Annotated in this window: 11 protein-coding genes; 8 read left to right on the top strand and 3 right to left on the bottom strand. The window is 71.8% G+C overall.

What is annotated here, in order from left to right; genetic code table 11:
- Positions 1 to 35 precede the first annotated feature (35 nt).
- Positions 36 to 1,577: an MFS transporter gene (locus ACIA3K_RS13855; protein ID WP_396801198.1), complete on the top strand. Its 1,542-nt coding sequence runs from the start codon at positions 36 to 38 to the stop codon at positions 1,575 to 1,577.
- Positions 1,578 to 1,734: 157 nt separating this feature from the next.
- On the opposite strand, the gene ACIA3K_RS13850 is transcribed toward ACIA3K_RS13855, so the two are convergent.
- Complete coding sequence (locus tag ACIA3K_RS13850) at positions 1,735 to 2,601, bottom strand: oxidoreductase (RefSeq protein WP_396801196.1); 867 nt, start codon at positions 2,599 to 2,601, stop codon at positions 1,735 to 1,737.
- A gap of 149 nt (positions 2,602 to 2,750) precedes the next feature.
- On the opposite strand from ACIA3K_RS13850, the gene ACIA3K_RS13845 reads away from it, so the two are divergent.
- Both ACIA3K_RS13845 and ACIA3K_RS13840 read left to right on the top strand, forming a co-directional pair.
- On the top strand, positions 2,751 to 3,293 hold the full coding sequence (locus ACIA3K_RS13845) for a TetR/AcrR family transcriptional regulator (protein WP_357124152.1): 543 nt from the start codon (positions 2,751 to 2,753) through the stop codon (positions 3,291 to 3,293).
- Between the two features lie 91 nt (positions 3,294 to 3,384).
- The gene (locus ACIA3K_RS13840) at positions 3,385 to 4,416 is read left to right on the top strand and encodes a medium chain dehydrogenase/reductase family protein (protein ID WP_396801195.1); all 1,032 of its coding nucleotides are present in this window, start codon (positions 3,385 to 3,387) and stop codon (positions 4,414 to 4,416) included.
- Here the strand turns inward: ACIA3K_RS13840 and ACIA3K_RS13835 are convergent.
- Positions 4,413 to 5,213, bottom strand: coding sequence for a SigB/SigF/SigG family RNA polymerase sigma factor (locus ACIA3K_RS13835; RefSeq protein WP_396801193.1), 801 nt, complete (start codon positions 5,211 to 5,213; stop codon positions 4,413 to 4,415). The genes ACIA3K_RS13840 and ACIA3K_RS13835 overlap by 4 nt on opposite strands.
- Before the next feature lie 284 nt (positions 5,214 to 5,497).
- Here ACIA3K_RS13835 and ACIA3K_RS13830 point away from each other — a divergent pair, with 284 nt between their 5' ends.
- The gene (locus tag ACIA3K_RS13830) at positions 5,498 to 6,712 is read left to right on the top strand and encodes a PP2C family protein-serine/threonine phosphatase (RefSeq protein WP_396801192.1); all 1,215 of its coding nucleotides are present in this window, start codon (positions 5,498 to 5,500) and stop codon (positions 6,710 to 6,712) included.
- A 67-nt stretch (positions 6,713 to 6,779) separates the two neighbouring features.
- Positions 6,780 to 7,847, top strand: coding sequence for a DUF2855 family protein (locus tag ACIA3K_RS13825; protein WP_396801191.1), 1,068 nt, complete (start codon positions 6,780 to 6,782; stop codon positions 7,845 to 7,847).
- A 14-nt stretch (positions 7,848 to 7,861) separates the two neighbouring features.
- On the opposite strand, the gene ACIA3K_RS13820 is transcribed toward ACIA3K_RS13825, so the two are convergent.
- Entirely contained in the window at positions 7,862 to 8,662 is an 801-nt protein-coding gene (locus tag ACIA3K_RS13820) for an SDR family NAD(P)-dependent oxidoreductase (RefSeq protein ID WP_396801189.1), read from the bottom strand.
- 225 nt (positions 8,663 to 8,887) lie between these two features.
- Between ACIA3K_RS13820 and ACIA3K_RS13815 the strand changes: the two genes are divergently transcribed.
- From ACIA3K_RS13815 to ACIA3K_RS13805, 3 genes are read left to right on the top strand one after another with little or no spacing between them, the layout of a single operon-like run.
- Positions 8,888 to 10,720 carry a sigma-70 family RNA polymerase sigma factor gene (locus ACIA3K_RS13815; RefSeq protein ID WP_396801188.1) on the top strand — a complete coding sequence of 611 codons (1,833 nt, stop codon included), beginning with the start codon at positions 8,888 to 8,890 and terminating at the stop codon, positions 10,718 to 10,720.
- Positions 10,720 to 11,352 (top strand): DUF305 domain-containing protein, encoded by a 633-nt coding sequence (locus ACIA3K_RS13810; protein ID WP_396801187.1) that lies wholly within the window; start codon positions 10,720 to 10,722, stop codon positions 11,350 to 11,352. Before ACIA3K_RS13815 ends, ACIA3K_RS13810 begins: the two co-directional genes overlap by 1 nt.
- Positions 11,339 to 12,034 carry a hypothetical protein gene (locus tag ACIA3K_RS13805; protein ID WP_396801186.1) on the top strand — a complete coding sequence of 232 codons (696 nt, stop codon included), beginning with the start codon at positions 11,339 to 11,341 and terminating at the stop codon, positions 12,032 to 12,034. The genes ACIA3K_RS13810 and ACIA3K_RS13805 overlap by 14 nt, the downstream gene beginning before the upstream one ends.
- Positions 12,035 to 12,039: the final 5 nt, after the last annotated feature.

The following is a 12,039-nucleotide window of genomic DNA, read 5'->3' as shown; positions in this document are numbered from 1 at the left end:
CGTAAGTCAGCTAACCTCCGACCCGAGGACGTCCAGTGACCACCAGCAACACGGCCCCGAGCGGACCTGCCGTCAGCACCCGCGCGGCCGTACGCGGTTCCCGCCCGGTGACCCTGATCGCCATGTGCCTGGGCGCGATGATCACGTTCCTCCAGATCACCGCCACGGTCTCCGCCCTGACCACCATCCAGGCCGACCTCCGGGTCGACCCCACCACCGTGATCTGGATCCCCAGCGCCTACACCCTGGTCGTGGCGAGCCTGGTGCTGTCCGCCGCCACCCTGGGCAACCGCTACGGACGCCGGCGCATGTTCGGCGCCGGCATCCTCGCGATGATCGCCGGCGGCGTCGCCGTGGCCAGCGCGCCCACCGTGGCCTGGGTGATCGTCGGGCAGTTGGTCGCCGGCCTCGGCGGCGCCCTGATCCTGCCGAACAGCCTGGCGATCCTCGGCGCGACGTTCACCGACCCGCACCGCCGTACCGAGGTCATCACCGCCTGGTCGGCCGCCTCCGGCATCGGTCTGGCGATCGGCCCGCTCATCGCCGGTGCGCTGCTGCGTCAGCACTCCTGGCACAGCGTCTACGTGTCGACGATCGTCCTCGGCGTGATCACCCTTGTCGTCACCGCGATCGGGGTGGCCGAGTCGCGGCCCAGCGCGGGCCGACTCGACCTGCCCGGTCTGCTGCTGGGCACCGTCGCCATCGCCGCCGCCGTCTACGCCATGATCCAGGGCGGACGGGACGGCTACACCAGCGGAGTCGTGACGACCGCCTGGATCGTCTCGGCCGTCGCGCTCGTCGCGTTCGTGCTGATCGAGTTGCGCACCAGCGCGCCGATGCTCGACGTACGGCTGTTCCGTTCGGCGTCGTTCAGCGCCGTCATGGTCGTCGCCGCGGTGTCGCTGTTCGGCTTCACCGGTGTGGCGATCCTGCTCGTCCTCTTCCACGAACGTGCCCAGGCGCTCAGCCCGCTGGACACCGGCTGGCGGATGCTGGTGCTCTTCGGCGCGTACGTCCTCGTGGCCTTCGCCGCCGGTCGGACCATCCGGCGTACCGGATTCAAGGCGCCGCTCACCCTCGGCCTGGTGCTCGGCGCGGTGGCCGCCTTCGGACTGGCGGCCCAGGGTCCGACCACGACGTTCGACCACCGCTGGGCGCTGTTCGTGCTGTTCGGCGCGGCCAGCGGTCTGGTGGTGGCGCCGGCGACGGCGGCTGCGCTGGCCAGCGTGGCTCCCGCGCAGGCCGGTATGGCCTCCGGCGCGGTCAACGCCTCCCGCCAGGTCGGCTCGGTGCTCGGCTCGTCCCTGCTGGGCACGCTGCTCACCACCACCATGGCGGCCGACCTGCCGGACCGCCTCGCCGCCCACCAGGTGGGCGAACCCACCCGGAGCGCCGTGCAGGCGGCGGTCGCCGCCGGCGCGACCGGCGACCAGCCGCTGCCCGAACCGGTCCGCTCGGCGCTCGCGGAGGCCATGACCTCCGGAGTCCAGGCCGGTCTGCGGGTGAGCGGCATCGTCTTCCTCGTCACCGCCGTCCTCGCGCTCACCCTCATCCGCAACCGCCCCCACCAGCACTGACGCGAGCCGCGCCAGCGCCGGGCGGCCGCTGGCATCAACGCCGGCCGGCCGGTCCGGTGCCGGGCGCGGGCCGCGTGCGCACCGGCTTGACGGCCAGCGGCGGGCCGCCGCCCCACAGGCACGAGCCGGGGGTACGCGCCAGCGCCCGGTTCCGCGATCAGTCGCCGATCGTGTTCAGATCCTCGATCGCGTCGGCCGGCAGCGTCAGGTCGGCCGCGGCGAGGTTCTCCCGCAGGTGTGCCAGCGTCGACGTGCCGGGGATCAGCGCCATGGTGGGGGAGCGCTGCAGCAGCCAGGCCAGGGCGACCTGCTGCGCCGAGGCGCCCACCCGGTCGGCCACGGCGTTGAGTGTGTCGGACTGCAACGGCGTGAACCCGCCGAGGGGGAAGAAGGCGGCGAAGGCGATGTTCTCGGCCGCGCACCGGTCGACAAGCGGGTCGGCCTGCCGGTTCGCGAGGTTGTAGAGGTTCTGCACGGTGACCACCGGGGCGATGGCCTGGGCCTCGTCGAGTTGGGCGAGCGTGACGTTGCTGAGCCCCAGGTGTCGGATCAGCCCCTCCTGTCGCAGCTCGGCCAGGGCGCCGAACTGCTCGGATAGGGGATCGTCGCCGGTGCCCTCGGCCACGCCGACCCGCAGGTTGACCACGTCGAGGACGTCCAGGCCGAGGTGCCGGAGGTTGTCGTGGACCTGGGCCTTCAGCTCGTCCGGTCGGAGCGCGGGAAGCCAGGATGCGTCGTCGCCGCGCCGCGCGCCGACCTTGGTGACCAGGTGCAGATCGTCGGGGTACGGATGCAGCGCCTCGCGGATCAGCTCGTTGACCACCACCGGGCCGTAGAAGTCGCTGGTGTCGATGTGGCGTACGCCCCGGTCGACCGCCTCGCGGAGCACGGCGAGAGCCTGCGCGTGGTCGCGCGGGGGGCCGAAGACGTGCGGGCCGGCGAGCTGCATCGCGCCGTAACCCATCCGGCTCAGGGTGAGGCCGGCGGCGGGAGTCAGTGCGCCGCCAGGAAGGTTGTCGCTCATGTCGTCCCTCTATCCGTTGTCGTAGCGGTTATGCGCACGACGACTCTCCTTCGGTCTCCGCCCGACTGCCAGGGCCAGGGTGTGCCTGGGAGTGACGCAGCCCGGGAGACGGCTTGACGGGCGTTGTTTGTGAGTGCACACTTACAAACATGCGATCCACCGCTGAGGCCCGTCGGGCCGTCGTTCTGAACGCCGCCGTGTCGGCCTTCGCGCGTACCGGCTTTCACGCCACGCCGGTCACCGCGGTCGCGGCCGCCGCCGGCATCTCCGAGGCGTACGTCTTCCGGCTCTTCGCCGGAAAGCTCGGGTTGTTCGTGGCGGCGGCCGAGGCGTGCTTCGAGCGGATCGTCGCGGCGCTGGAGATGGGTGCGGAGCGCGCCGGGGATGCCGGCCCGGACGAGATCCTGGACGCGATGGGCCGCGCCTACGCCGAGTTGATCGCCGACCGCGACCTCCTGCTGCTCCAGGTGCAGGCGCAGGCCGTCACGGACGTCCCCGAGATCGCCGCGGCGGTGCGAGCCGGCTACAAGCGCGTCGCCACCTTCGTGCAGAACCGGTCCGGCGCGGGCGATGCCCAGGTGCAGCAGTTCTTCGCGTACGGCCAGCTCTGCCACCTGATCGTGACGGCCGGCCTGGAGCAGGTGCCCGAGCCGTGGGCCCGGGCGTTGACCGCCGGCATCCAGCACCCCTGATTCCACGTCCCACCACGGGCCGCTACGGCGGCCCACCTTTTCCGCCCAGCATATGAGTGAGTGCACACTCACAAACAAGAGGAGAGAAGCGATGAACAGCAGCGAGATGATCACCGAAGTGGTGCTGCCCGGCGTGGTGGAGCCGGACGGGCTCCAGCTCAACCGACGCTCCATGCCCGTACCCGCCGCCGGGCAGGCGCTCGTCGAGGTCGAGGCCACCGGCATCTCGTACGCCGAGCAGAGCATGCGCCGGGACCTCTACCCCGGTCAGCCGGCGTTTCCGTTCGTACCCGGCTACGACCTCGTCGGCACCGTCCGCGCGGTGGGACCGGGAGGGGACGCCTCGCTGGTCGGCACCCGGGTCGCGGTGGTCACCAAGACCGGTGCCTGGACCACGCACGCCGTGGTGGCCGTCGACGACCTCACGCCCGTACCGCCCGGCCTGGATCCGGCCGCGGTCGAGACCGTCGTCGTGAACGGGGTGACCGCCTGGCAGATGCTGGACCGTGCCCGGCTGCGGGCCGGGCAGACGATCCTCGTGCACGGCGCGAACGGCGGCGTGGGGACGGTCCTCGTCCAACTCGCACGCCACCTCGGGCTGCGGGTCATCGGCACCGCCGCCCCGCGACACCACGAGGCGCTACGGGCGCTCGGCGTCGAACCGCTCGACTACCGCGCCCCGGACCTGGCCGCACGTGTCCGCGAGTTGTCTCCCGACGGTGTCGATGCCGTCTTCGATCCGGTGGCCGGACCGGGCGTACGCACCTCGTACCGGCTGCTCGCCCCCGGTGGCACGCTCGTCGTCTATGGCAACGCGTCGGCCAACGGTGCCGCACGGTCGATCGTCTGGGTCTTCGTGAAGCTGCTGGCCCGCCTCTACACCTGGAACGCCCTGCCGAACGGCCACCGGGTCGGCTTCTACAACTTCTGGGCCGGCAGCCGCACGCGCGGCGCGGCGTTCCGGCGGCGGCTGCGTGCCGACCTCGGCAGCGTGCTCGACCTGCTTCGGCAGGGCGTGCTCGTGCCGCAGATCGCCGCCCGCTACCCCCTGACCGAGGTCTCTGCCGCGCTGGCCTTCGCCGAGGCCCGTACCCGGCCGGGCAAGGTGGTGCTGGAGCCCTAGCCGGCGTCCTCGGCGAGGTGTCCGCGCAGGGTGACCAGCGCCCGGGTGAGCAGCCGGGAGACGTGCATCTGGGAGACGCCGATCCGCTCGGCGATCTGGGCCTGGGTCAGGTTGCCGTGGAACCGCAGGCTCAGGATCCGACGCTCGCGTTCGGGCAGCGTGGCGAGCGCCGGGCCGAGGGCGACGCGGAGGTCGACGAGGTCCAGTTCGTGGTCGTCCACCCCGAGGGTGTCGCCGAGTTCCAGGGTTCCGTCGGCACCCACGGGCGAGGACAGGGACGTCGTCCGGTACGCCCGGGCCCCCTCCAGCCCTTCCAGCACGGCCTCCTCGGAGACGTCGAGGTAGGTGGCGATGTCGGCGACCGTCGGCGAGCGGCCCAGAGTGTGGGTCAACGTGCCGTTGGCGGCGCTGATCGACAGCCGGAGTTCCTGGAGGCGGCGAGGAACCCCTACGGCCCAGGTGCGGTCCCGGAAGTATCGCTTGATCTCGCCGGCGATGGTGGGGATGGCGTACCCACTGAAGTCGACGCCGCGGGCGGCGTCGAAGTGGTCGACGGCCTTGACGAGACCGACCATGGCGGTCTGCGTCAGGTCCTCGTCGGGCACGCCGCGCCCGGAGTAACGGCGGGCCAGGTGGCGGGCGAGCGGCATCCACGCCTCGATGGCACGGTCCCGCAGGGCCGGTCGGCGCGGATCGTCGGCCGGGGTGGTGACCAGTTCGACGATGAGTTGTTCCGTGCTGGCGTTGCTCCGACGGGTGGTGCCGGTGCCGGTCGTGTGCTCCACAGTGGTGACCATGGGACTGGTCCTCTCCACGGGTGCCCATCAACGAGGTCGACCGGAGAGAGATCCGAACCGGCTGCCGCCGGAGCGCATGGACGGACGGATGCGCTGTCGAGGAGGGTCCACAACCCGGGCCTCGCCACCGCGTCATGTCGTTCACATGTCGGCCCCGACGCTACCCGAAAGTGCGAGTTATTACTAGCCGAAAGTATGAAGGGCCGAAGGTCGGGCGAGGTCAGGCGCACATTGGCAGTTCGCTGCCGGGCTTCTAGGGTGGTCAGGACACGGGGAGGTGGAGCGTGGTCGACGCTGGCGACGCGGCGCGTTGGCTACAGCTCAACGCACCCCGAGGTGGGCCGGACGAGCTGTCGCTCCTCGTCACCCGGGCGGCGCCGGCGATCGGCGCCACCGAGATCGTGATCTACCTGGCGGACTACACGCAGTCCTGCCTCGTGCCCATGCTCGGTGCCGGTCTGACCCGGGACGAGTTGACGATCGAGACGACCCTGGCCGGACGGGCGTTCACGACCCTCGACGTGCAGCGAGCCGCCGAAGCCCCGGACCGGTTCTGGGTGCCTCTGCTGCTCGGCTGTGAGCGCCTCGGTGTCCTGGAGGTCGTCTCGCCGGCCGCCGGTGACCCGGAGTTGGACGGGCCCGCCTGGGAGTTGGCGGTCAACGTCGCCCAGGTCCTGGTGAACCGCCGGCGCTACGGCGACGTCGTCGAGCGGATGCGCCGCCGCCTGCCGATGCAGGTCGCCGCCGAGATCGTGTGGGGACTGCTGCCGCCGCTGACCTTCGCGACCGACGATCTGGTGGTCACCGCGATCCTCGAACCGTGCTACGACGTCGGCGGGGACATCTTCGACTACGCGCTGAACGGCGACGTGCTCAGCATCGGGCTCTTCGACACCTGTGGGCACGGCATCAGGGCGAGCAGCCTGGCGTCGTTGGTGGTCAGCGCGTACCGCAACGCTCGCCGAACCGGCCTCGACCTCGTCGACACGGCCATCAGCATCGACCGGTGGGTGCGCTCGGAGCACCCGAGCTACTTCGCGACCGCGCTGCTCGCCGAACTGGACCGGCGGACCGGCCGGCTCAGGCTCATCAACGCCGGGCACCCCGGCGCCATGCTGCTGCGCGACGGCAAGGCGATCCGGGAGCTGCCGGGGCCGACCGCGCTGCCGCTCGGTCTCGGTCACCTGTCGGAGAAGAGGCCCCGGGTGTACGAGGAGGAGCTGCACCCGGGTGATCGCCTCCTCGCCTACACCGACGGCATCACCGAAGCGCGCAGTGCCGACGGGGAGCGGTTCGGGCTGGACCGGCTCGTCGACTTCGTCAACCGTGCCCTCAACGACCGGCTGCCCAGCCCGGAGACGATGCGCCGCCTGGTGCGTGCCGTCCTCGCGTACCAGGACGAGCAGCTCGACGACGACGCCACGGCCCTGATCCTGGAGTGGCAGCCGCCGCACCTGCCGCTGGGGCACCTGCGCCACGTCACCGCGCCCCACCTCTGACCGCCGAGTGGGATTTTGCACTCCCAGTGCACTTGTCTGAGATTCGGAGGCTGTCTAGCGTCACACCATGGCTGATTCGTGGACCTTCGCCGTGGCCCGTGACGATCTCTCCCGGACCACGCTCGCCGACGGCGACGTGCCCGAGCTGCCCGATGGCGCGGCGCTGCTGCGCGTCGACCGGGTCGGCCTCACCGCCAACAACGTGACCTACGCGGTGCTGGGCGAGGCGATGCGCTACTGGGAGTTCTTCCCGCCCGGCCCGCGCGGGCTCGACGCACAGTGGGGGCTCGTGCCGCTGTGGGGATTCGCCGAGGTGGTCGCGTCGACGGTCGCCGACGTCGAGGTGGGCCAACGGGTCTACGGCTACCTACCGTCCGCCGCCCACCTGGTGGTCCGGCCGGACCGGGTGGACGCGTCCGGGTTCCGCGACGCGAGCCCGCACCGCGCCGATCTGCCCTCGCCGTACAACGCGTACCGGGCGACCAGCGGCGACCCGGCCTACCAGGCCGAGCAGGAGGATCTGCTGATCCTGTTCCGGCCGCTCTTCTTCACCTCCTTCATGCTGGCCGACCAGGTCGTCGACAACGACTTCTACGGCGCGCGGTCGCTGGTGCTGTCGTCGGCGTCGAGCAAGACGGCGTACGCCGCCGCGTGCGAACTGCACGACCGCGGCGCGCGCCTGATCGGGCTCACCTCGCCCGGCAACGTCGCGTTCACGCGGTCACTGGGCTGCTACGACGAGGTCGTCCCGTACGACGCGATCGACACCCTGGACGTGGTCGACACCGCGTACCTCGACCTGTCCGGCGCGCCCACGACCCGGGCCGCGCTCCGCGCACACCTCGGCGACCGGCTCGTCCGGGACATCGCCGTCGGGCTCACCACCCAGACGCCCAACGCCGACGCTGCCGGGGAGGTCTTCTTCGCGCCCGTGCAGATGCGCAAGCGCAGTAGGGACTGGGGGCGCGACGGGCTCGACGCGCGGTTCACCGACGCCTGGCAGCGGTTCGTCCCGAAGGTGAGCGGATGGCTCGACGTGCGGGTCGGCCACGGTCCGGAGGCGCTGCGGGACGCCTGGCTCGACGTCCTCGCCGGTCGTACGCCCCCACGGGTGGGCCACGTCGTCCAGTTCTGAGCGTCCGGCAGCCGTTACGGCACGATGGCGTCGACGTAGCCGCCGTCGACCCGGACCGCCGCGCCCGTCGTCGCGGAGGCGAGCGGAGAGGCGAGGTACGTGACCATGTTGGCGATCTCCTCCGGCTCGATGAGCCGCTGGAGCAGCGACTGCGGCCGGTGCAGCCGCATGAACTCCCGCTGGGCCTCCTCCCACGGGAGGCTGTCGCCCACGAGATCGGCGACGAGGTCCTCCACGCCGCCGGTATGGGTCGGCCCGGCGAGCACCGAGTTGACGGTCACGCCGGTGCCGGCCGCGGCCTTCGCGAACCCGCGCGAGACGCCGAGCAGGGCGGTCTTCGAGACGCCGTAGTGGATCATCTCGGCGGGGATGACGACGGCCGAGTCGCTGGCGATGTACTGCACCCGTCCCCAACCGCGGTCCATCATCGCCGGCAGGTAGGCGCGGGTCAGCCGGACACCGGCCAGCACGTTCACCTCGAAGTAGCGACGCCACTCGTCGTCCGAGATCTCCAACGGCTCGGTCGGGCCGAAGATGCCGAGGTTGTTGACCAGGATGTCGACGCTGGGCAGCAGGTCGAGGGTGCGAGCCGTACCCTCGTCGGTCGACACGTCCGCGTCCACCTCGACGACCTCCGCGCCGGGGACCTCGTCGCGCAGGGCCTTCACCGCCCGCTCCACGCTGGCGGCGGTACGGCCATTCACGGCCACCCGCGCCCCCGCCCGGGCGAGCCCGACCGTGATGGCCGCGCCGATGCCCTGGGTCGAGCCGGTGACCAGCGCGGTCCTACCGGCGAGATCGATCTGAACCGTCATGCCCCATCCCCGTCCTTGCGCACCGCACCCGCTTACCGCAGCCTCGACCGTAACGGTGTCGGCCGGACCCGGCAGGGTGAGTCGGACAGATCACGCCCGACGCCCGCGGCCGGTGTCCGGTCCGAGCAGAAAACCGTAATGTGACCTGCCACCGCTCGTCTCCGATCAGGAGGCGGTCAGCGCGCACAGGCGCTGTTCGGACCGAGCGCACAAGGAGTGGAACCCATGTCGTCAGCCGGTCGGGCAGTTGCCGATCCCGGGTTGGTCGTCGCGGCGCGACAGGGCGACCGGCGCGCCCTCGACGACCTCGTGGCGGCCTCGCTTCCGCTGGTCTACAACATCGTCGGGCGTGCGCTGCGCGGTCACGCCGACGTCGACGACATCGTCCAGGAGACCCTGGTACGGGTGATCCGGCACCTGCCCACCCTCAACGACCCGGCGGCGTACCGGTCCTGGCTGGTGGCGATCACCATCCGACAGGTACGCGACTGGGACCAGCGCCGACGGCTCGCCCTCAACCGGGACGCCGGGCTGGACGCGATCCACAACGTGCCCGACCCCGCCTCCGACTTCGCCGGGATGACGATCCTCCGGCTCGGCCTCACCGACCAGCGACGTGAGGTCGCCGAGGCCACCCGGTGGCTCGATCCCGACGACCAGGAACTGCTGTCGCTGTGGTGGTTGGAGGAGACCGGCGAGCTGACGCGTACCGAGATCGCCGAGGCGGCGAATCTGTCGCCGGGGCACGTCGCGGTCCGCATCCACCGGATGAAGGAGCAGATCCAGAGCGCCCGTGGGGTCGTCCGCGCGCTGCACGAACGACCCGGGTGTCCGGACCTGCACGCCGTGACGGCCGAGTGGGACGGCAACCCGAGCCCGCTGTGGCGCAAGCGGTTGGGCCGACACGTCCGTGACTGTGCGTTCTGCGGTCACCTGGGCGCCGCCTTCCTGCCGATCGACCGGCTGCTCGCGGGGATGTCGCTGCTGCCGTTGCCGGCCGGTCTCAGCGCCCACATCCCGCAGGCGACCGCGCCCATGACCGTCGCACCGACCGTCGGGTCGTCGGCGAAGGTCGCCGGCCTGGCGGCGCACGCGCCCAGTGGCCTGCTGCCGTCCCTCGCGGCTTCGGTGGCGGTGGCGGTCACCGCGGTCACCGCGTTGGTGGTGCTCCTGCCGGCTGATCCGGCCGCCGCGCCACCGGCCGCGCCCTCCTGGGCCGCAGCGCCGCCCGCCTCGCCCACTGTCGTCGCCTCGCCGAGCAAGGCGCCGTCACCGAGCGTTCGTCCGTCGCCCTCGAAGGCGCCGGTGGTGCCGGCGGTCAGCTCCGCGCGCAAGGGCGTCGGGGTGTGGAACTTCGCGGGCGCGAGTCAGGCGTTGGCCAACTCGAAGGCCGGTTGGTACTACACCTGGGGTACCCAGCATCCCGGCATCACCACTCCCAAGGGGGCGGCGTTCGTTCCCATGATCCGCAGCGCGGAGAACGTCAACGCCGGAGAGCTGGCCCGGGCCCGGGCCGCCGGACCGTACCTGCTCGGCTTCAACGAGCCGGACCTGCCCGAGCAGGCCAACATGACCGTCGACCAGGCGCTGGACCTGTGGCCGCAACTGATGGCGACCGGCAGCAAACTGAGCAGTCCGGCGGTCGCCTGGGGCGGCGCGGATCCGCAGGGTTGGCTGGGCAGGTTCATGGCCGGCGCCCAGGCCCGGGGTCACCGCGTCGACTTCATCGCCCTGCACTGGTACGGCGGTGACTTCACGACGGCCGCGGCCGTGGACCAGCTCCGGCAGTACCTGCAAGCCGTCTACCAGCGGTACAAGAAGCCGATCTGGCTGACCGAGTTCGCGCTGATCCGCTACGACGGCGGGGGGCAGGTGTTCCCCACTCAGGAGCAGCAGGCCGCCTTCCTCACCGCAGCCACCAGCATGCTCGGCCAACTCTCCTACGTGCAGCGGTACGCCTGGTTCGGCCTGCCCGCGACCGACAAGGACAAGTCCGGGTTGTTCAGCGACGGTTCCAAGGCGACGGCTGTCGGCCGCGCGTTCCAGGCCGCGCGCTGATGACCGGTTCCGCGCTCAAGACCCCCGCCTGGCGGATCGCCGGCGTCGCCGTGACCCTGGCCGCGACGACGCTGGCCGTCGGTCTGACCTGGAACGCGAGCCGCACCGACCAACCCGCCGCTCCCGCGTCGGCAGCTCCCGCACCGACCGCGTCGGTGCTGCTCAACGGCACCGACGACGCCTTCATCCAACTGCTGCTCCCGATGGACGAGGGTGTCCTCGCGCTGATCGACCACGTCGACACCCGTCCGTCGGCCACCGACCCCGCGCTGCGCGCCATCCTCGGTGACATCCGGACGGCGCACCGGGCCGAGGCGTCGGAGCTGCGGCGTCTGCTGGCCGCCGGCAACGTCCCCGAACAGAACATCCACGAGGGGCACCAGATGCCCGGCATGGTGACGGACGACCGTCTCGCCGAGCTGCGCGCCGCCCCCGACACCGAGGTGCCGTCCCGGGCGGTGGGTCTGCTCCGGGCGCATCTCGAGCAGACGGTGGTGCTGTGCCGGGGCGAGCAGAACGCCGGGGGCAGCCCGGAGGCGCGGGCGCTCGCCGGCCGGATCCAGGCGACGCGGGCCGCCGAGCTGAGCGCTCTGGCCGGTCGCCCCGGTTCGACCGGCGATGCGGACCACTGACCTGTACGACACCGTCGGCGGTCCGGCGCGAGTGTCGCGGGCTGCCCATCGTGCCGGGACGACCGGGTACGCGGACAGCGTCCGGAGAGGCCGTACCGGTGGGGCAGGGTCACCCCGCCGGGGTGCCGCGACCACACCGACGGCGGGCTGGCGCGGTGGGCACCGCCGGGCCACGGGTAACGCCACCCTGGTCCGGGCGAGTGCGTTGGTGGGCCTGGGGTGGCTGCTCGCGATCCTCGCCGCGCCGCACGTCACCCTCTCCCCGGGCGGGCGGATGCTCGCCCTCTTCTGCCACCTGACCTGCCTGGTGGTGGGCTTCGGCGCGGTGTTGACGGTGGACTGGTTCAGCCTGCGCTGGCTGCTGCGTCGCGAACCGCTCGAGGCCGTGCTGAACGCGGCACGGGCGGCTCACCCGCTCATCTGGCTGGGCCTCGTCGGCCTCGTGGTGAGCGGCGCGGCGTTGGGACCGGACACGTCCTCCGCGCTGGTGTGGGTCAAGCTGGTCGCGGTGCTCGTGGTCGGCGTCAACGGGCTCTTCCTCGGCCGGGTACGGGATCGACTCGTCGCCGTTCAGGACGGCCCGCGCTGGTCCGCTCTGCTGCCCGGCGTCGCCGCCGCACTCACCTCTCAGCTCGGCTGGTGGGCCGCGACACTGATCGGCTTCCTCAGCGCGAATCGCTGATCCGG

This window comes from Micromonospora sp. NPDC051543 (assembly GCF_044454415.1).
In the GTDB taxonomy this organism is placed as follows: domain Bacteria; phylum Actinomycetota; class Actinomycetes; order Mycobacteriales; family Micromonosporaceae; genus Micromonospora.
Note: the sequence above shows the minus strand (reverse complement) of the source record. Positions and strands in the feature narration are given on the sequence as shown.

What these genes read in the sequence shown, in the direction of transcription:
- ACIA3K_RS13820 (WP_396801189.1), bottom strand. Translation starts at nt 8,662, where the DNA reads ATGACGGTTCAGATCGATCTCGCCGGTAGGACCGCGCTGGTCACCGGC.
- ACIA3K_RS13835 (WP_396801193.1), bottom strand. Translation starts at nt 5,213, where the DNA reads ATGGTCACCACTGTGGAGCACACGACCGGCACCGGCACCACCCGTCGG.
- ACIA3K_RS13805 (WP_396801186.1), top strand. Translation starts at nt 11,339, where the DNA reads ATGCGGACCACTGACCTGTACGACACCGTCGGCGGTCCGGCGCGAGTG.
- ACIA3K_RS13845 (WP_357124152.1), top strand. Translation starts at nt 2,751, where the DNA reads ATGCGATCCACCGCTGAGGCCCGTCGGGCCGTCGTTCTGAACGCCGCC.
- ACIA3K_RS13825 (WP_396801191.1), top strand. Translation starts at nt 6,780, where the DNA reads ATGGCTGATTCGTGGACCTTCGCCGTGGCCCGTGACGATCTCTCCCGG.
- ACIA3K_RS13810 (WP_396801187.1), top strand. Translation starts at nt 10,720, where the DNA reads ATGACCGGTTCCGCGCTCAAGACCCCCGCCTGGCGGATCGCCGGCGTC.
- ACIA3K_RS13850 (WP_396801196.1), bottom strand. Translation starts at nt 2,601, where the DNA reads ATGAGCGACAACCTTCCTGGCGGCGCACTGACTCCCGCCGCCGGCCTC.
- ACIA3K_RS13840 (WP_396801195.1), top strand. Translation starts at nt 3,385, where the DNA reads ATGAACAGCAGCGAGATGATCACCGAAGTGGTGCTGCCCGGCGTGGTG.
- ACIA3K_RS13815 (WP_396801188.1), top strand. Translation starts at nt 8,888, where the DNA reads ATGTCGTCAGCCGGTCGGGCAGTTGCCGATCCCGGGTTGGTCGTCGCG.